This window comes from Pseudomonas sp. NFACC10-1, from assembly GCF_900119195.1.
Lineage (GTDB): Bacteria > Pseudomonadota > Gammaproteobacteria > Pseudomonadales > Pseudomonadaceae > Aquipseudomonas > Aquipseudomonas cerasi.
In genome coordinates this window covers 37,552-57,211 of record NZ_FPJB01000007.1, presented here as the reverse complement: position 1 = coordinate 57,211, position 19,660 = coordinate 37,552, and the positions used below count along the sequence as shown (strand labels likewise).

The following is a 19,660-nucleotide window of genomic DNA, read 5'->3' as shown; positions in this document are numbered from 1 at the left end:
GGCTGGATACTGGCAAGGCATAATGACATCATACCCGCCTGGCTATTCAGCTCATTTTGACAGTCCGAAAGATGGGGCATTTTCTACCGTGAATACTCCCCTCGACCTCCCATTGGGAGGCGGCGAAATGGGTCGGTTTATCCGAGAGACGGACTGGTCTACGTCCGCGCTTGGACCGAAGCAAGCATGGCCCGCAGCGCTACTGTCTTCAATGAACCTGATGCTCAGTTGCCCGGATAGCATGTACCTGCTCTGGGGCCCTGACTACATTCTGTTCTTCAATGACGCTTACTCTCAGGTGCTGCCCATTGCGGCACGACAGGCGCAGGGCCAACCCATTGCCTCGGTGTGGGGCGATGCCTGGGACGCCGTGCGGCCACTCGCCGAGCACGCGCTGGCCGGACAAAGCCGCCGATCCGACAATATTCAGCGCACCATCGTCCGTAATGGCAAGCCCGAGCAGACCTGGTGGTCGCTGTCCTATTCTCCACTGTACGGCGATAGCGGCCTGATCGAGGGGGTATTCTGCCGGGTCAACGAAACCACTTCGCAGGTCATGGCTGAAGCCCGTCAGTCGGAGAACGAAGCGTTCACGGACCGTGTGCTGTCGAGCATCAACGACTGCATCAAGGTGCTGGACCTCGACTCGCGCCTGACCTTCATGAGCGAAGGCGGCCAGCGGATCATGGAAGTCAGCGATTTCAACGCGATTCGCGGCTGCCCCTGGCCCGACTTCTGGCAGGACCAGGGCAATCTGGACGCCATCGCTGCGGTCGAAGCGGCCAGATCGGGTCAAAACGCCAGCTTCACCGGCTCGGCGCAGACCATGGCCGGCACCACCAAGTGGTGGCATGTGCAGGTCAGCCCGATTTTCGGCAAGGATGGCAAACCGGAAAAGATTCTGTGTGTTTCCCGAGACATGACCCAGCTCAGAGACGCTGAAGAAGCGTTGCTGTCGCTCAACGAGACACTCGAGCAGCGCGTGATCGAACGCACCCAGGACCGTGATCGTATCTGGCGGCTGTCGACCGACCTGATGCTGGTGGCGCAGTTCGACGGGATCGTCTCGGCGGTCAATCCGGCCTGGAATCAGGCTCTGGGCTGGTCGGAAGAGCAACTGCTCAACAGCCAGTTCCTGGCACTGGTGCACCCTGAAGACGTGGAAAGTACGCTGGCCGCCATGAGCGGGCTGGAGAACGGCCGCACTATTCCTCACTTCAAGAACCGCTATCGCCATCTGGACGGGTCGTACCGGACCATCTCCTGGACTGCCGTGCCGGACAAACAATTCATCCATGCCGTCGGCCGTGACATTCAGGCCGAGGAAGAGGCCAATGAAGCGTTGCGGCTTTCGCAGGACGCCCTGCACCAGGCGCAGAAGCTGGAAGCCATCGGTCAACTGACCGGCGGCGTGGCGCATGATTTCAATAACCTGTTGACGGTGATCCGCTCCTGCAGCGACCTGTTGAAATCGCCTAACCTCGAAGAATCCCGTCGCGTTAAGTATGTCGAGGCCATTTCCAGCACGGTAGACCGAGCTGCTCGCCTGACCGGACAGTTGCTGGCGTTTGCCCGCCGCCAGGCCTTGCAGCCGGAAGTGTTCGATGTCTGCAAGAGTGTGGCGCGCATTGGCGAGATGATGGACACACTTACCGGCGCACGTATTCAGGTCAGCATCGACCTGCCTGCCGAGCCGTGCTTCATCTTTGCCGACGGCAGCCAGTTCGACACAGCGCTGGTCAACATGGTGGTCAACGCCCGCGATGCCATGTCCGGCGCGGGTAAGTTGGTCATAAAGGTTGATTGCGCTGCCTGTGCTGCCGACGATCAACCCGCTTCACTCGGTGAGGGTGATTATGTAAGGGTATCGCTGACCGATACCGGCGCAGGTATCGCCAAGGAGAAGCTGGGGCTGATCTTCGAACCGTTCTATACCACCAAGAGTGTCGGCCAGGGCACGGGGCTGGGGTTGTCGCAGGTATTCGGTTTTGCCAAACAGTCGGGCGGTGAAGTTCTGGTTGAAAGCGAGCTGGGCAAGGGCAGCCGCTTCACGCTGTGCCTGCCCAGCGCACAACGTCACGAAGTGATCCAGGAAGATAATCACCATATCCTCCCCCCATTGCCAGGGATGTGCGTGCTGATGGTCGAGGACAATCAGGACATCGGCACCTATACACGCCCGATGCTTGAGCAATTGGGCTTTCAGGTGCTCTGGGTGAGCAGTGCCGCCGAGGCGCTGAAAGAGCTCTCCGGTAACCCGGAAAACTTTCATGTGGTGTTCTCGGACATCGCCATGCCGGGCATGAGCGGACTGGAGCTGTACGCCGAAATCGAAGCGCGCTATCCGTGGATGCCGGTGGTTCTTACCACCGGGTACAGCACTGAGTTCGCGACGATCGCTCAGGACGAAACACACCGCTTCGACCTGCTGCAGAAACCCTACTCCAAAGATGATCTGGCGGCGATTCTGCACAAGGCCGTGAGTCGTACCGGCGAACACTGATGGTGTGGATTGGTCTGAATCCATCATGCCAGCGGATTCACTGATGCCTGATACGCATGAGTGAACCCCGGCACTTCCCACGCATAAAACCAAGACAACACCGGTTGCCTTGATTCAGAATCACGCAAAACATCGCAACACTCTTAGAGCAGGGAGCATTTTCGAGATGATCGTTGGTATTGATCTGGGGACCACCAACAGCCTGGTGGCTGTATGGCGCGACGGCAGCAGTGAACTGGTGACCAACGCACTGGGTGAAACTCTCACCCCCAGCGTTGTCGGGCTGGACGATGACGGGCAGATTCTGGTCGGCAAGGCGGCCCGCGAACGACTGCAGACTCACCCGGAAAAAACCACGGCCCTGTTCAAACGCTACATGGGCAGTGCCCAGGAAATTCGCTTGGGCTCTGCTACTTACCGCCCGGAAGAGTTGTCCTCGCTGGTCCTCAAAAGCCTGAAAGCCGATGTCGAGCGCGCGTTTGGCGAGCCTGTTACGGAAGCGGTGATCAGCGTCCCGGCCTATTTCAGCGACGCTCAGCGTAAAGCCACGCGTATTGCCGGAGAGCTGGCGGGGCTCAAGGTCGAGAAGCTCATCAACGAGCCGACAGCGGCGGCACTCGCGTATGGCCTTCACCAGAAGGAAGGCGAAACTTCGTTTCTGGTCTTCGATCTGGGTGGCGGTACGTTCGACATCTCGATCCTCGAACTCTTCGACGGCGTGATGGAAGTGCGTGCCAGTGCCGGCGACAACTTTCTGGGGGGTGAAGATTTCGACCAGGTCATGGTCGATCACTTCGTGAAGCTGCACCGCGATGAGCCGGACTTCCCGTCAACGGAGCTGATTGCCCCGGCCTTGCGGCGCGAAGCCGAGCGAGTGCGCAGGGCTTTGGGTCAGGACGGAAGTGCCGACTTCGTATTGCGTCACGCCGAGAGGGAATGGCGCAAGACCATTACTCAAGAGCAGATGAGCGATTTTTATGCGCCCCTGCTTAACCGCCTGCGCGCTCCGGCCGAGCGTGCGCTTCGAGACGCGAGGATACGCGTCGCCGATCTGGACGAGATTCTGCTGGTGGGCGGCACAACGCGGATGCCACTGATCCGCAAGCTTGCCGCGAGCCTGTTCGGGCGCTTCCCTTCCATCGCACTCAACCCTGATGAAATCGTCGCACAGGGCGCCGCGGTGCAAGCGGCGCTCAAGCAGCGGGACGCAGCGCTGGAGGAGATCGTCCTCACCGACGTATGCCCTTACACGCTGGGAATCGAGACCATCGCGCAAATTGCCAATCGCTATGAAAGCGGTCATTACCTGCCCATTATCGAACGCAACAGCGTCGTACCGGTCAGCCGGGTAAAAACAGTTCAGACCGTCAGTGATGATCAGGAACACGTCATGGTGCGGATCTTTCAGGGCGAAAGTCGCATGGTCAAGGACAACATTGCGCTGGGTGAGCTCATCATTCCGATCCCCAAAGCCAAGGCCGGCGAAGTAGCGCTGGATGTGCGCTTTACCTATGACAATAACGGCCTGCTGGAGGCCGATGTGATGACACAGCTGACCGGGGAACGTCACAAGCTGGTTATCGAAAACAACCCTGGCGTGATGACGCCTGATGAAATACAGGAACGCCTTCAGGTACTCGAAGCGCTCAAAGTCCATCCACGCGAACAGCAGGCCAACACTCACCTGATCGCCAGACTTGAACGCCTGTACCAGGAATGCCTGGGCAGCGATCGAGAACTTATCGATCACTGGACCAGCCAGTTTCAGCATGTGCTGGAGACACAGGACGAGCGGCAGATCAGCGAAATTCGCAAGCAACTCAAACAGGAAGTCGACACGTTCGAGCAGGGCGCAAGATGATCGACTGTTGGTCCGTACTTGAGCTGAATAACGATGCCGACGAGCGCAGCATCAAACGACAATATGCCCGGTTATTGAAGGTCAACCGTCCCGATGAAGACCCGGCAGCCTTCCAGAATCTGCGTGATGCCTATGAAGAGGCGCTGCAGCTGGCACGATCACGCACGGACGAAGATGACCCGCCCGTCATGCTGCGCCAGCCTTTGCCTGAGCCCTCGCCTGCCCCCCTCCTGACAACGACTGTTATCGAGCAGCCCGATGGCATGGACTGGCTTCAACAGGTCAGGCAGACCACTGCGCAGAATCTGCCCGAGCAACAGCAGATCGCCATGGAGCACGGACAGGCGGAGCGCTTTCAACAACTGTTGCTGCTGGAGTGCCTGAACGACTCGGCGCGCCGTGTCGAGTTGATCAAAGCTGCATTTCAGCATTTGCGCTGGCTGACGGTATGGCAAAGCATTCATATCAGCAGCTACCAGCAGCACGCCTTGGCAGAGGCGATATTGCGCGAGGCGTTCGAAGCGTTCAGCGCACTCATCGAGAACGGGCAGCATGCGCGCTTCATTGAAGAACTTCGGGCGCTGGAACAACAGCCCTGGTTGACAGAACTGGAGCGTCGCGAGCATTTGCAATGCAGGTGCATGGTCTTGCTGATTGCCAGCCACCCTGTGACCTCTGACCTGCTGGAACAGACGCGCGCGGTATTTGGCTGGAACCTGCAGCAAAACCTCCACCCCGGTCCCGAAGACCTCTGGCAGGCGCTGCGCCAGCGATACGAAGAAGTGGAGTATGCCGAGCATCTGCAACGCCTGCTCGATGCCAAACCAAGCACTGCCGAAGGCAAGGCCGCGCACTTGATGTTCAAGCCGCCACGTCTGGCCGCGCGGATCCGTACCGCAGTCAAGCAAGACGCTTCGGTGTGGAACGCCTGCGCGCATATTCAGGAGCAGTTGACCGTTCACTACCCCGACGTCCTCAAGCGCTACCCCGAAGCGGACCTGAGCGCCTGGAAACTCATGCGTGAGCAGAGCGACTTCACGCCGCTCATCTGGGTCTACATAGGCGCGTTTCTGCTGGCGTTGCTGGCACCCCCGCTGGCGCCTGAAGGTGTGGAGTACGATCCGGGAACGCGGGTCCTCGTGCTATTCCTGTCACCGCTCTGGACAACCGTCGGCTTCTTCATCTTCATCTGCGTATGGCGTCCGCTGATGGTTCTGGCAGAGCCAGCCGATGCGTGGCTGAGCAGCAAGTTACTGCCCAAGGTGCTGAGCTGGCCCGGTGCCCAGGCGCTGGTCTTGCGGCATGGCCTCCCCTTTTTGTTTCTGGGCCTTGTCCAGGTGCTCGACGGCCCGCGGACACTTCTGGCTTATCTGGTGCTGGCGGTGCTGTGGGTCGCCGTGTCGCCTTATCGCTACCTGTTTCAAACAGCGCCTATCCGGCAAAGGATTCGGCAGTTTTATGCAAGGCACACGATCATGGTGATCATCGGCACGCTGAGCATCGTCATGGCGGCGCTGTTGCTCTCCTCCAAACTGAGCGCTTGAGCGGTCTTCTGTCGGCAATCGACCAGAACGCCCTGCTGCGAGCGCCCCCATCGGCAAGAATCCGCTTACCTCAACCGGGCAGATAAGCGGATTCTTGCTCATCAAAGATTCCCGACCGCTCTAGAACAAGCCCTCATGGTGTGGCACAGCTCCTGCTATGTAACAGGTAGGGCACCCAATGCCTCCTTCCAAAAATAATGAAAACAAGGAACATCATGGAAACCTCCAATCCCGCCTCCCATGGGTCGGCTGCTACTGCTGCTGGCCAGAAAACCACCTCCAGCCGTCTCAAATCGATTTTCAGTGGCTCGGTCGGCAACATGGTCGAGTGGTACGACTGGTACGTCTACGCCGCCTTCTCGCTGTACTTCGCCAAAGCCTTCTTTCCCAAGGGCGACACCACCGCGCAGCTGCTTAACACCGCCGCGATCTTCGCCGTCGGCTTTCTGATGCGGCCCATCGGTGGCTGGCTGATGGGGCTTTACGCCGACTACAAAGGGCGCAAGGCTGCGCTGATGGCCTCGGTGCTGCTGATGTGCTTCGGCTCGCTGATCATTGCCCTGACACCAGGCTATGAAAGCATCGGCGTCGGTGCTCCGATCCTGCTGGTGTTCGCCCGCTTGCTGCAGGGGCTGTCTGTCGGCGGTGAATACGGCACGTCCGCCACCTACCTGAGCGAAATGGCCACCAAGGAACGTCGCGGCTTTTTCTCCAGCTTTCAGTACGTGACGCTGATTTCCGGCCAGCTCATCGCACTGGGCGTGCTGATCGTGCTGCAACAGACGCTGACCACCGAGCAACTGTATGCCTGGGGCTGGCGCATCCCGTTCGTCATCGGTGCCCTGTGCGCAATCGTCGCGCTGTTCCTGCGTCGTGGCATGGAAGAAACCGAATCGTTCACGCGCAAGAAGAAGGAAAAGCCCAAGGAAAGCCTGATGCGCACGCTGATGCGTCATCCCAAGGAACTGATGACCGTCGTCGGTCTGACCATGGGCGGGACACTGGCTTTCTACACCTACACCACTTACATGCAGAAGTATCTGGTCAACACCGTCGGCATGAGCATCACCGACTCGACGTCGATATCAGCGGCAACACTGTTTCTGTTCATGCTGTTGCAACCGGTCGTCGGCGCGCTGTCCGACAAGGTCGGGCGTCGTCCGATCCTCATTGCGTTCGGCGTGTTGGGAACGCTGTGTACCGTACCGATCCTGACCACGCTGCATACCATTCAGACATGGTGGGGTGCGTTCTTCCTGATCATGGCGGCGCTGATCATCGTCAGCGGTTATACCTCGATCAACGCAGTGGTGAAGGCCGAGCTGTTTCCGACCGAGATCCGCGCGCTGGGCGTCGGCCTGCCTTACGCCCTGACGGTATCGATCTTCGGCGGTACTGCGGAATACATCGCGCTGTGGTTCAAGAGCATCGGTATGGAAACCGGTTACTACTGGTACGTCACTGCCTGTATCGCCTGCTCGCTGCTGGTGTATGTGTTCATGAAAGATACCCGCAAGCACTCGCGCATCGAAACTGACTGATCGGATTGCGACGATTCTCGTGCCCGGGCTCCGCTCTCATCGTTATATATAAATCTCGTGGGAGCGAGCTTGCTCGCGAAGAGGCCGGTACAACCTCCAGAAATAGAGCGTTATGACTGACTCTTCGTGAGCAATGGGGATCGCCGCCCCGTTCACTCTATTTTTCGGGCTTATCGAGGCCTGTGTATAACGCTGAGGACTCTGCCAAGGCACGAGAGTCATAAAGCTCGCTTACAACGATCAATATCATCGTCCGCATCGATACATCAGCCGCTACTAAACAATCAATTACATCCATGACCTGCAACAGAGTGTTACAGGGCGGTGCATCATTTGGCCAACTTTCAGCAATAACCGCTTGAATTAGCTGTACTTTTAATTTGTCAAGGGCCTTTATTACAAGACTTTTCAAGAATTGCACCACAATAATGCAACCCCGCCTGAAAGGCCCGAAACCAGAGCATTACAGCCAACTATCATTTTCAGCGATGATCGCTAGCAATCCTATTAACTTCTTAATAATCCGCTGGCGCGTAGCATTGCCTCCATACCGGGATGACAACTCACCCGACACTCATTGGAGACATCATCATGAAAACCAACACATTGATCTTTGGCCTGGCTATCTCTGTTCTGGCTTCCAGCGCATTTGCACTTCCAGTCACCCACGTTCAAAGCGACCTGTCCAGCGCCACCCTCGTTGCTGAAGGCGGTACCAAACATACCAACGTCGGCTCGATCCGCGTATCTGCTGACGGCGCCGATCACGTCGGTGCCAATCGTCTGGCCGCTGATGGTGCAGATCGCGTCGGTGCCAACCGTCAGGCTGCCGATGGTGCAGACCACGTCGGTGCCAATCGTCTTGCGGCAGACGGTGCAGATCGCGTAGGCGCCAATCGTCTGGGCTGATCGCTCACGCAACATCCCAAGCCCGGCCAATGTCGGGCTTCTTCATGTCTGGCTCAGAGTGAAACACGCGAACTGCTCTGGCATCCTCTGCAAATGCGCAGCACTATGCTGACATCCATTATTGAGCCCATCAGGAACCGAGCATGTCAGACGCTATTCACTCCTACGAGCCTTCCAAGGGTCACGGCCTGCCGCACGACCCGTTCAACGCGATTGTAGGCCCACGCCCGATTGGCTGGATTTCGTCGCAGGATGCCAACGGCAAACTCAACCTGGCACCTTACAGCTTCTTCAATGCGTTCAACTACGTGCCGCCGATCATCGGGTTCTGCAGCGTGGGTCGCAAGGACAGCCTCAATAATATCGAGCAGACCGGCGAGTTCGTCTGGAACCTGGCGACCCGCTCGCTGGCCGAAGCCATGAACCAGAGCTGCGCACCGGTAGCGCCGGATGTCAGCGAATTCGAGCTGGCAAACCTGACACCACTGGCCTCGCAGATCGTCTCGGTGCCGCGTGTACTCGAAACGCCGGTGTCGTTCGAGTGCAAGGTCACGCAGATCATTCAGTTGCAACGCGCCGACAAGGAACTGGTGCCCAGCTGGTTGATTCTGGGCGAGGTCGTGGCGGTGCACATCGACAAGTCACTGCTCAAGGACGGCGTTTACGACACTGCCGCCGCCGAGCCGATTCTGCGCGGCGGCGGCCCGGCGGATTACTTCCAGCTTGGCCCGGAAGCGCTGTTCAAGATGTTCCGCCCAGGCGCCTGATCAGGCGTCAGCCCAGACCGGTTCGCCCTCTGCATCAATATCGACCAGCCGCTTCAGCTCTTGCACAGCGGCCAGGTCGGCATCATCGGCGGTCTTGAATTTCTGGTCCGGCAGCAGCGCATGGAAGCGCGGTGCGCCGCCGGCACCCAGCGCCTTTACGGCAATCGCCGCGTTATAACCCTGCTCGGACGGCATCACTGCCGAGACCACTTCAAACCCGTTGTATTCCTTGCGTGCCATGTGTCTCAACCCTGCCAATACGTCAAAGCGCGAATTCTAGCGCGTCTTCCGGTTCGTCCGACATGCGGCATTCAGCGATAACGGCAGCCGACGCAAAACCCAACCTTGTCCTACACTCTAATCAGTTCTTTCAAACTGCTCTGTAGCCGAGGTAAGGAGTGCGTCATGAAAGCAATAACAAGAAAATGCATGGTTGTCTCAGGAGCTCTGGCGGTATTGGCCGTCTACACCGCCGGCGCCTATCGTAACGAACTGGCGCGCCAGGCCCCTTATGTCTCCAGCTGTACGTTTGGCCATTGCGTGCCAACCGATGCCACCTTCAGCGCCTTGCGATGAGGCTCGCACAGCGTGAATTGCATCGCCATTCCGCAAAGGCACCTATCGATTAGCAAGCTATCGGATTAGACTGGCCAGACTCTCCCGCCACACTTGCGGCGGGTCAACACTGCCATCAGGTTTTGCCTTGACCAGTCTTACTCATACGCCTCCGGACATTCGTAGCATCCTGTTTGCGTTGATGATGGCAGTCCTGCTCAGCGCGCTGGACCAAACCATCGTCGCGGTCTCGATGCCTGCCATTTCCGCCCAGTTCAGGGACATCGATCTACTGGCGTGGGTTATTTCCGCCTACATGGTGTCGCTGACCGTGGCTGTGCCGATCTACGGCAAGCTCGGCGATCTTTACGGACGACGTAAACTGATGCTGTTCGGACTGGGGATTTTTACCCTGGCCTCGCTGTTCTGTGGTCTGGCGCAAAGCATGGAACAACTGGTGCTGGCGCGCGTCCTTCAGGGTATCGGCGCGGGCGGGATGGTTTCGGTCAGCCAGGCGATCATCGCCGACATCGTTCCACCTCGTGAGCGTGGCCGTTATCAGGGTTACTTCAGCAGCATGTACGCCGTGGCCAGCGTCGCCGGGCCGGTGCTCGGTGGCCTGATGACTGAATACCTGTCCTGGCGCTGGGTGTTTCTGATCAATCTGCCGTTGGGGGCCGCCGCGCTGATCGTCGCGTATCGGACCCTCGTCGGCCTGCCAGTACCGCAACGCAAGCCGATTATCGATTATCTGGGTACCGTGCTGATGATCATCGGCCTGACAGCGCTGCTGCTGGGGATTACCGAGATTGGCCAAGGGCACGGTCTGGACGATACCGAGGTTCAGTTGTTACTGGGCACCGCCCTGCTGACACTGGCTATTTTCGTCTGGTATGAACGTCGCACGGCCGAACCCTTGCTGCCCATGCATCTGTTCACCAACAAGAGCGCGGTGCTGTGCTGGTGCACCGTGTTCTTCACCAGCTTTCAGGCCATCTCCCTGATTGTCCTGATGCCGCTGCGTTACCAGACCGTCACCGGTGGCGGAGCAGACAGCGCCGCCCTGCACTTGCTTCCGCTGGCGATCGGCATGCCGATGGGTGCCTATTTCGCCGGGCGACGCACCGCGCATACCGGGCGCTACAAGCCGCTTATCCTGACCGGTGCGCTGCTGATGCCGATTGCGATTCTGGGCATGGCCTTCACGCCGCCGCAATCGCTGATAGTGATGAGCCTGTTCATGATTCTCACGGGGGTTGCGACCGGCATGCAGTTCCCCACCTCATTGGTGGGCACTCAGAATTCGGTTCAGCCGCGGGATATGGGCGTGGCCACCAGCACGACCAATCTATTCCGCTCGCTGGGTGGCGCCGTGGGCGTGGCACTGATGTCGGCGCTGCTGCTGGCCATGTTGCAGCACACCGGCGTCGGTCAACTCGGTGCAGGGGCGCTGGGTGGCGAAGGCAGCTCCGGCAACGTCCTGCTCGACAGTCTGAACGCGGCCACCGGACCCGCGCTGGAAACCCTGCGCGCCGAACTGGCACTGACCTTTAGAAACCTGCTGATCACCAGCGCGGCCATTTCGCTGCTCGGCCTTGCGGCAGCCGCAGTGATGCCCAATACGCTATTGCGAGGACGGGACTGATTCGCTTCTCGGGCTCAGGAAGGCATCCCGGCCCAGAACCACTGCGTTTTCTTGCTCTTTATATGGGCAAACGCAGGCATCAGTTCGCCCTCATCGAAGTGCCGACGGGAGCCTGACTGAGCGCTGCTGAACCAGCTGCCTGAGCGAGGGCATACTTGCCCGGCATCGACCGGCGGCAGCGGCTTTTCATCGAATCGCGCATACCACTGCGCAGTGGTTTCATCGGTAAAGCCAATTCCTGGAGCCAGGTAGGGATGAAGATTGCCGGTGTCCTGCAAGCGGATTGGCTTGATCATCCTGTTGACCGTCACATAAGGCTTTGGCGGCGGCAGCCCTCGCCCACCCAACTCGGGCACCTCACCGGCGCGAATGATCAGGCCGTTGCGGTAGGTGTGGAACACGATCTCGCTGTGTGCACTCATCTCGCCGCGCATTTTGTCGCTGCCTCCCAACTGCCTGACGAACGCATCACCGAGCACGGTGTACCAACTGACACCCTTGATACGGTCCAGCAGGCGCAGGCTTTCAATGTGCGGGCCGGGGTCGACCATCAGCCCGCTGTAATCCTGAGCCAGCCGATATTCCCAAGGCAAATACTGATGACCGTCACACGGCAATACGCAGGCAAGACCACCAAAGCCGTGCTCGGCCTGCAGTTCGCTGCTGAGGTACCTGATCCAGTTCTCGTAATGCTTCAACCCCTCGGGCTCGGTCAGATACGACCAGGGCAAGACCATTTTCAGACACGATCGATCGTTGTCGGCCTGCCCCTCCGAGGTGTTCATCACAAACAGGCTGTAGGTGGCGACTTCAGCCTGAGTCGCACTGGCGATAGACCAGATGAACTGCTCGTCTGGCGGACTCTCGACAATCTGACGCCGGGTCGAGGCAAACCCGGTGCCGCTCAGGCGCCGCATGCGTTTGAACAGTTGCCATTTGAGTTTCGTTTTGAACGCGTCATAGAAGCGCGAAAAACAGGCCTCGACGCGACGCTTCATCTCCACGCTGTGGCCGTTGCGAAAATACAGCGTGGTGATCAACCCCAATCGAATGACCGGTGTGCCCAATACGGAATCCATGGCCACACGCTCGGATTGTTGCGTGATCCTGGCCAATAACCTCACAGCGTCAGTTGCAGTGTCCGACATGCTCCGCCCTCCCATTATTCGCGGAAGTCAGGTTTTTGCGCGTGCGTGCATGCCCTTCACAGGTTTTGATCAGCCCGGAAATCTCCCCGCTCATGGGGTAGCCGAGACCCTGCCCGCCCGATTGGACATCAACGTAACTGGCGATGATTTCAGGGCACATAAGCGCAAGATCCGGCAAAAACATGCAACTCTCCTCTCTTCTGTTCTTTCAGGGGGCGAAGAGTGAAGGGAGTTTTCCTGCGGAGCAATACTCGGAATTTACTTTGGGAAATCAGCTACATGTATCAGGAAATGTCCTACCTGCTTCCTACAATATCTTGTCAGATCAACGCTCGCCGATGCTTACACGGCGAGCGCAATCCATGAATACCGATAAACGATCGGTAAACCCGCTATATAAGAGGCACGAATTGGAGTTAGGCTCTGCACAGAGTCGCTGGGAGGCGGAACCGGCGGGTGCCGCCGGTCGTGTTTAGTCAGACGCCAGTCGTTGAGCGAGTGTCATTGATCAGCAACGTCGGACTGAAGCGCAGCATGTCCAGACACACGTCGACCAGTTGCTCGGCCTCTGCGGGCAACGAGAAGCTGTCCGGGACCAGCAGCCACTGATAGATGATGCCATTGACGTAGGCAAACAGGGCCACTGCAGCCCGGGCCGTGTCCAGCCCTTTGGGCAATTGCCCCTGGCGTACGGCATTGTTCAGCCCCAGGGTGATACGGTCGTGGCACTGTATGGCGTTGTCCTGGCGCTGACGACGAAAATCACACATCTCGTCGGTAAACTCGCACTTGTGAAACAGGATTTCATTGATGCGACGGGTTTTCGGGTCCAGTGCGAGTTCATGAAACAGGTGAATCAACAGATTTCTCATGCAGCCCAGCGGGTCTTCCTCGTCCTCGCTCTGACTGGCCTCCGCCATTTCGTCGAGAGGCTCCTGAAGACTGTCGAGCATGGCCTGCACCAGATCGGCCTTATTATTGAAGTGCCAATAAATGGCGCCTCGCGTCACACCGGCAAGCGTCGCAATATCGGCCAGCGTGGTGCGGGCGACGCCTCGCTCATAAAAAGCCTGCTCGGCAGCCTCCAGGATCTGGCTGCGAGTGATCTGAGCTTCCTCTTTGGTGCGACGAACCATGGCAATAAGACCTCAAAAAATTCACCTCAGGCACGCGTCTTGCGTCATGCCTCGAGATATGGCCGGGCGGCATTTGTCTCGCCTTGTCCCGAATCGGCTCCCGGCTCCCTGAATAGTGGCCGAATGCGCATTGCGGTGTTTACAAACAGCCGCGAATGTAAGTATATTCCTTAGCATGCTACTTATCTAGCCGAAATATTTTTTTACACTTCAACGTACTGTTGAGATAACAGGCTCCTGCCCCGAGGATCTTCATGCAATTCAAGCCAGCTGTTACCGTTCTGGTCACTGCCGTCGCCCTGGCAACCCTGCTCAGTGGCTGTAGCAAGAAGGAACAGGCCGCCCCGCCTGCGCAAACCCCTCAGGTAGGCGTCGTTACCATCAAAGCACAGCCGTATACCCTGACCACCGAGCTGCCAGGCCGGACCACCGCCTTCCGCGTCGCCGAGGTTCGCCCTCAGGTCAACGGCATCATTCTCAAGCGTCTGTTCACCGAAGGTGGCGATGTCAAAGCCGGTCAGCAGCTCTATCAGATCGACCCGGCTGTCTATGAGGCCAACGCCAACAGCGCCAAGGCCACCCTGCAGTCCGCCAAGTCGATGTCCGATCGCTACAAGCAACTGGTCAGCGAGCAAGCGGTAAGCCGTCAGGAATACGACACGGCGCTGGCCTCCACCCAGGAAGCTCAGGCTAGCCTGCAGACCGCCCAGATCAACCTGCGCTACACCAAGGTGCTGGCCCCTATTTCCGGCCGTATCGGTCGCTCTGCGGTGACTGAAGGCGCATTGGTGAGCAGCGCGCAGACCGACGCGATGGCAACCATCCAGCAGCTCGATCCGATCTATGTCGACGTGGTGCAGTCGTCTGCCGACATGCTCAAGCTGCGCAGCGATCTGGACAGCGGCAAGCTGCAGAAAGCCGGCGACAACGCCGCCAAGGTCAAGCTGACACTGGAAGACAACAGCGTCTACGGCCAGGAAGGCAAACTGGAATTCGCCGAAGTGTCGGTTGACCAGACCACCGGCTCCGTGACCCTGCGTGCCGTGTTCCCGAACCCTGAACACCGTCTGCTGCCGGGCATGTTCGTTCACGCCCAATTGCAGGCTGGCGTCAACTCGAAAGCCATTCTGGCACCGCAGCAAGGCGTGACCCGCGACCTGAAAGGCACGCCGACCGCCATGGTCGTCAATCAGGACAACAAGGTTGAAATGCGTACGCTGGTGGCCAATCGCACCGTGGGCAGCGACTGGCTGATCGAAGACGGCCTGAAGGAAGGCGATCGTGTCATCACCGAAGGCTTGCAGTACGTCAAACCCGGCGCCGAAGTGAAAGTCGCCGAAGCGACCAACGTCAAAGGAGCAAACCCGGCACCTGCCCCGGCCACTGATAAAGCCGCAGGCAGCAAAGGGGAGTAACCCATGTCGAAATTTTTTATTGATCGACCCATTTTTGCCTGGGTTATTGCCCTCGTGATCATGCTGGTCGGCGCGCTGTCGATTTCCAGCCTGCCGATCAATCAGTACCCGAGCATCGCACCGCCTGCCATCGGTATCCAGGTCACCTATCCGGGCGCGTCTGCCCAGACGGTGCAGGACACGGTGGTTCAGGTCATCGAGCAACAGCTCAACGGTATCGATAACCTGCGTTATGTCAGCTCGGAAAGTAACTCCGACGGCAGCATGACCATCACGGCGACCTTCAATCAGGGCACCAACCCGGATACGGCGCAGGTGCAGGTACAGAACAAGCTCAACCTCGCCACCCCGCTGCTGCCGCAGGAAGTGCAGCAACAGGGTATCCGCGTCACCAAGGCAGTGAAGAACTTCCTGATGGTGATCGGCCTGGTGTCGGAAGACGGCAGCATGGGCAAGGAAGACCTGGCCAACTACATCGTGTCGAACATGCAGGACCCGATCTCGCGGACCTCCGGTGTGGGTGACTTTCAGGTGTTCGGTTCGCAGTACGCCATGCGTATCTGGCTCGATCCGGCCAAGCTGAACAACTTCCAGCTGACGCCAGTAGACGTGAAAGACGCGATCACCGCGCAGAACGTCCAGGTGTCGTCCGGCCAGTTGGGCGGCTTGCCATCGATCAGCGGCCAGCAGTTGAACGCCACGATCATCGGCAAGACCCGTCTGCAGACCGCCGAGCAGTTCGGCAATATCTTCCTCAAGGTCAACACCGACGGCTCGCAGGTTCGCCTGAAAGACGTCGCCACCGTGGGCCTGGGCGCAGAGAACTACAGCACCGACTCGCAGTTCGACGGCAAACCGGCTTCCGGTCTGGCCATCAAACTCGCCACCGGCGCCAACGCACTGGACACCGCCAAGGCCATCCGCGCGACCGTTTCCTCGCTGGAGCCGTTCTTCCCGCCTGGCATGAAAGTCGTGTACCCGTATGACACCACACCGGTGGTCAGCGAATCGATCAACGGCGTGGTGCACACCCTGATCGAAGCGATCGTGCTGGTGTTTCTGGTGATGTACCTGTTCCTGCAGAACTTCCGCGCAACCATCATCACCACGATGACGGTTCCGGTGGTCTTGCTGGGTACGTTCGGTATCCTCGCCGCCTTCGGCTTCACCATCAACACCCTGACCATGTTCGGTATGGTGCTGGCCATCGGCTTGCTGGTGGACGATGCGATTGTCGTGGTGGAAAACGTCGAGCGGGTCATGGAGGAGGAAAAGCTCTCCCCGCGCGACGCCACGATCAAATCCATGACTCAGATTCAGGGCGCGCTGGTCGGTATTGCCCTGGTGCTCTCGGCGGTTCTGTTGCCAATGGCGTTCTTCGGCGGCTCCACCGGGGTGATCTACAAGCAGTTCTCGATCACCATCGTCTCGGCCATGGCCCTGTCGGTCGTGGTTGCGCTGATCTTCACCCCGGCGCTGTGCGCCACCATGCTCAAGCCCATCGATCACGAGAAGCACGGGCAACCGAAACGTGGTTTCTTCGGCTGGTTCAACCGCACCTTCGACCGCAGCGTTCTGAGTTACGAGCGCGGCGTCGGCAACATGCTCAAGCACAAGTGGCCTGCGTATCTGGGTTACATACTGATCTGTGCGGGCATGGTGTTCATGTTCATGCGTATTCCGGCTGCGTTCCTGCCCGAAGAAGACCAGGGCGTTATCTTCGCCCAGATCCAGACACCGGCCGGCTCCTCGACCGCGCGTACGCAGGAAGTCATCGATCAGATGCGTGAGTACCTGCTGACCAAGGAAAGCGGCGCAGTGAAGTCGGTGTTCTCGGTAAACGGCTTCAACTTCGCGGGCCGCGGTCAAAGCTCGGCGATTGCTTTCGTGATGCTCAAGCCGTGGGAGGAGCGTGATTCCAATAACAGCGTCTTCGAACTGGCCAAACGGGCTCAGGGCTATTTCTTCAGCCTGCGCGACGCGATGGTGTTTGCGGTCGTCCCGCCTTCGGTACTCGAACTGGGTAACGCCACCGGCTTCGACGTTTACTTGCAGGATCAGGGCGGCGTGGGTCACGACAAGCTGATGGAAGCGCGTAACCAGTTCCTCGGCATGGCCGCACAGAGCAAGATTCTGGCGGGCGTACGTCCGAACGGGCTGAACGACGAACCGCAGTACCAACTGATCATCGACGATGAGCGCGCCAGTGCACTGGGCATCACTCTGTCGGACATCAACAACACCCTGTCCATCGCGTTGGGTGGCAGCTACGTCAACGACTTCATCGACCGTGGCCGTGTGAAGAAGGTGTACATTCAGGGCGATGCAGGTGCGCGTATGACACCTGAAGACCTGAAGAAATGGTACGTGCGCAACAGCGCGGGTGAGATGGTGCCGTTCTCGGCCTTCGCCAGCGGCAAATGGTCCTACGGCTCGCCGAAACTGTCACGCTACAACGGCGTGGCGGCAGAGGAAGTGCTCGGTACTCCCGCCCCTGGTTACAGCAGCGGCGAGGCAATGGCTGAAGTCGAGGCGCTGGCCAAGAAGCTGCCACAAGGTATCGGCATTTCGTGGACCGGTCTGTCCTACGAGGAACGCCTGTCCGGATCGCAGGCCCCTGCCCTGTATGCCCTGTCGTTGTTGGTAGTGTTTCTCTGTCTGGCGGCGCTGTATGAAAGCTGGTCGATTCCGATCGCGGTCATCCTCGTGGTGCCACTGGGGGTTATCGGTGCACTGATGGCAACCAGCCTGCGCGGTCTGTCCAACGACGTGTTTTTCCAGGTCGGGCTGCTGGTGACGGTAGGTCTGGCGGCGAAAAACGCCATTCTGATCGTCGAGTTCGCCAAAGAGCTTCACGAACAGGGCAAGAGCCTGGTCGACTCGGCGATCGAGGCCTGCCGAATGCGTCTGCGCCCGATCATCATGACCTCCATGGCCTTCATCCTCGGCGTTGTACCGCTGGCGATTTCCTCGGGCGCAGGTTCGGGCAGTCAGCATTCGATCGGTACAGGCGTAATTGGCGGTATGATCACCGCAGTTATTCTGGCGATCTTCTGGGTGCCCCTGTTCTTCGTAACGGTTTCGGGGCTCTTCAAGAGCAAGCAGAAACATATTTCACACGATGAGGCTGGCCAATGAGCAAGTCATTGATCTCACTTGCAGTTACCGCGTTCATTCTCGGCGGCTGCTCTTTGATCCCCGATTACAAGCAGCCGGAAGCACCGGTCGCCGCACAATATCCGCAAGGGCCGGCGTACTCGCCGGTCGAAGGCGCCAAAATGGCCGCCGCGGAACAAGGCTGGCGGCACTTCTTCAATGACCCGGCGCTGCAACAGCTGATTCAGACTGCACTGCTCAACAACCGTGACCTGCGGGTTGCGGCGCTGAACATCGACGCCTACCGCGCCCAGTACCGTATCCAGCGCTCGGACCTGTTCCCTGCTGTTTCGGCCACCGGCAGCGGTACACGTCAGCGCGTGCCAGCCGACCAGTCGCAAACCGGTCAGTCCGGCATCACCAGCAGCTACTCGGCCAGCCTGGGCGTCAGCTCGTACGAGCTGGACCTCTTCGGCCGGGTCCGCAGCCTCAGCGAGCAGGCGCTGGAGACCTACTTCGCCAGCGAGGAAGCGCGTCGCAGCACCCAGATCAGTCTGGTGGCCAGCGTCGCCAATGCCTACATGACCTGGCAGGCCGACAAGGAACTGCTCAAGCTGACGCAGGACACCCTGAAGACCTACGAAGAAAGCTTCCGCCTGACCTCGCGTGCCAGCGAAGTCGGCGTTTCTTCGGCACTGGACCTGAGCCAGTCGCGCACCGCCGTCGAAAGCGCGCGCGCCAAACTGGCCCAGTACCAGCGCCTGGTTGCCCAGGATCAGAACAGCCTGGTGCTGCTGCTCGGCACCAGCCTGCCTGACAATCTGCCGGCCAGCCACTTGCTCGATTCCGACATGCTGACCGAAATGCCGGCAGGCCTGCCGTCCGACCTGCTGCAGCGTCGTCCGGACATTCTGGAGGCCGAGCACTCGCTCAAGGCGGCCAACGCCAACATCGGCGCGGCACGTGCGGCGTTCTTCCCGAGCATCAGCCTGACGGCCAGTGCCGGGACCAGCAGCAGCGAGCTGTCCGGCCTGTTCAAGGGCGGATCGGGTGCCTGGCTGTTCCAGCCAAGCATCAACATCCCGATCTTCAACGCCGGCAACCTGCGCGCCAGCCTGGACTACTCGAAAATCCAGAAGGAAATCAGCGTCGCCAACTACGAGAAGGCGATTCAGACCGCTTTCCAGGAAGTGTCCGACGGCCTGGCTTCACGCAAGACCTATGACGAGCAGCTCCAGGCGCAACGCGACTTCGTCGCAGCCAACCAGGACTACTACCGTCTGGCCGAGCGTCGCTACCGGATCGGCATCGACAGCAACCTGACCTTCCTCGACGCCCAGCGCTCGCTGTTCAGTGCGCAGCAAACGCTGATCACCGATCGCCTGTCGCAGCTGACCAGCGAGGTCAACCTGTACAAGGCCCTCGGCGGCGGCTGGTATGAAAGAACCGGACAGACCGAAACCATCTCCAAGGAGAAGCCTTCGGTTCAGCTGTTCTGATTGACAGCGGCACACAAAAAAACCACCTGATCAGGTGGTTT

Annotated in this window: 15 protein-coding genes; 11 read left to right on the top strand and 4 right to left on the bottom strand. The window is 59.0% G+C overall.

Going from position 1 to position 19,660, the window contains the following annotated elements:
* The first annotated feature begins 127 nt into the window (after positions 1-127).
* From BT119_RS19310 to BT119_RS19285, 6 genes are all read left to right on the top strand, one after another.
* The gene (locus tag BT119_RS19310; RefSeq protein WP_072366703.1) at positions 128-2,503 is read left to right on the top strand and encodes a PAS domain-containing protein; all 2,376 of its coding nucleotides are present in this window, start codon (positions 128-130) and stop codon (positions 2,501-2,503) included.
* A 166-nt stretch (positions 2,504-2,669) separates the two neighbouring features.
* Positions 2,670-4,364 carry a molecular chaperone HscC gene (locus BT119_RS19305; protein WP_003363802.1) on the top strand — a complete coding sequence of 565 codons (1,695 nt, stop codon included), beginning with the start codon at positions 2,670-2,672 and terminating at the stop codon, positions 4,362-4,364.
* Positions 4,361-5,908, top strand: a complete 1,548-nt coding sequence (locus tag BT119_RS19300; protein ID WP_072366701.1) for a J domain-containing protein — start codon at positions 4,361-4,363, stop codon at positions 5,906-5,908. The genes BT119_RS19305 and BT119_RS19300 overlap by 4 nt, the downstream gene beginning before the upstream one ends.
* A gap of 215 nt (positions 5,909-6,123) precedes the next feature.
* The gene (locus BT119_RS19295; protein ID WP_003363806.1) at positions 6,124-7,449 is read left to right on the top strand and encodes an MFS transporter; all 1,326 of its coding nucleotides are present in this window, start codon (positions 6,124-6,126) and stop codon (positions 7,447-7,449) included.
* A 591-nt stretch (positions 7,450-8,040) separates the two neighbouring features.
* Positions 8,041-8,358 carry a hypothetical protein gene (locus BT119_RS19290; RefSeq protein ID WP_003363807.1) on the top strand — a complete coding sequence of 106 codons (318 nt, stop codon included), beginning with the start codon at positions 8,041-8,043 and terminating at the stop codon, positions 8,356-8,358.
* Positions 8,359-8,501: 143 nt separating this feature from the next.
* On the top strand, positions 8,502-9,125 hold the full coding sequence (locus BT119_RS19285; RefSeq protein ID WP_003406312.1) for a flavin reductase family protein: 624 nt from the start codon (positions 8,502-8,504) through the stop codon (positions 9,123-9,125).
* On the opposite strand, the gene BT119_RS19280 is transcribed toward BT119_RS19285, so the two are convergent.
* Positions 9,126-9,365 (bottom strand): hypothetical protein, encoded by a 240-nt coding sequence (locus tag BT119_RS19280; RefSeq protein ID WP_072366699.1) that lies wholly within the window; start codon positions 9,363-9,365, stop codon positions 9,126-9,128.
* Positions 9,366-9,554: 189 nt separating this feature from the next.
* On the opposite strand from BT119_RS19280, the gene BT119_RS27310 reads away from it, so the two are divergent.
* Positions 9,555-9,701, top strand: a complete 147-nt coding sequence (locus BT119_RS27310; protein WP_175550595.1) for a hypothetical protein — start codon at positions 9,555-9,557, stop codon at positions 9,699-9,701.
* Positions 9,702-9,810: 109 nt separating this feature from the next.
* Positions 9,811-11,325, top strand: coding sequence for an MDR family MFS transporter (locus tag BT119_RS19275; RefSeq protein WP_371857183.1), 1,515 nt, complete (start codon positions 9,811-9,813; stop codon positions 11,323-11,325).
* A 14-nt stretch (positions 11,326-11,339) separates the two neighbouring features.
* Here the strand turns inward: BT119_RS19275 and BT119_RS19270 are convergent, their stop codons facing one another.
* From BT119_RS19270 to BT119_RS19260, 3 genes are all read right to left on the bottom strand, one after another.
* Positions 11,340-12,473: a DUF3396 domain-containing protein gene (locus tag BT119_RS19270; protein WP_032609153.1), complete on the bottom strand. Its 1,134-nt coding sequence runs from the start codon at positions 12,471-12,473 to the stop codon at positions 11,340-11,342.
* The gene (locus tag BT119_RS19265) at positions 12,454-12,657 is read right to left on the bottom strand and encodes a hypothetical protein (RefSeq protein WP_003363818.1); all 204 of its coding nucleotides are present in this window, start codon (positions 12,655-12,657) and stop codon (positions 12,454-12,456) included. The genes BT119_RS19270 and BT119_RS19265 overlap by 20 nt, the downstream gene beginning before the upstream one ends.
* A gap of 292 nt (positions 12,658-12,949) precedes the next feature.
* Complete coding sequence (locus BT119_RS19260; RefSeq protein WP_003363819.1) at positions 12,950-13,609, bottom strand: auxin-lysine conjugate-binding transcriptional regulator PmeR; 660 nt, start codon at positions 13,607-13,609, stop codon at positions 12,950-12,952.
* A gap of 254 nt (positions 13,610-13,863) precedes the next feature.
* Here BT119_RS19260 and BT119_RS19255 point away from each other — a divergent pair, with 254 nt between their 5' ends.
* Genes BT119_RS19255 through BT119_RS19245 form a run of 3 tightly spaced genes read left to right on the top strand, consistent with a single transcriptional unit; the run spans position 13,864 to position 19,619 of the window.
* On the top strand, positions 13,864-15,024 hold the full coding sequence (locus tag BT119_RS19255) for an efflux RND transporter periplasmic adaptor subunit (protein ID WP_003363822.1): 1,161 nt from the start codon (positions 13,864-13,866) through the stop codon (positions 15,022-15,024).
* A gap of 3 nt (positions 15,025-15,027) precedes the next feature.
* Positions 15,028-18,162, top strand: coding sequence for an efflux RND transporter permease subunit (locus tag BT119_RS19250; RefSeq protein WP_044308897.1), 3,135 nt, complete (start codon positions 15,028-15,030; stop codon positions 18,160-18,162).
* Positions 18,159-19,619, top strand: coding sequence for an AdeC/AdeK/OprM family multidrug efflux complex outer membrane factor (locus BT119_RS19245; RefSeq protein ID WP_003431378.1), 1,461 nt, complete (start codon positions 18,159-18,161; stop codon positions 19,617-19,619). Before BT119_RS19250 ends, BT119_RS19245 begins: the two co-directional genes overlap by 4 nt.
* Positions 19,620-19,660 lie beyond the last annotated feature (41 nt).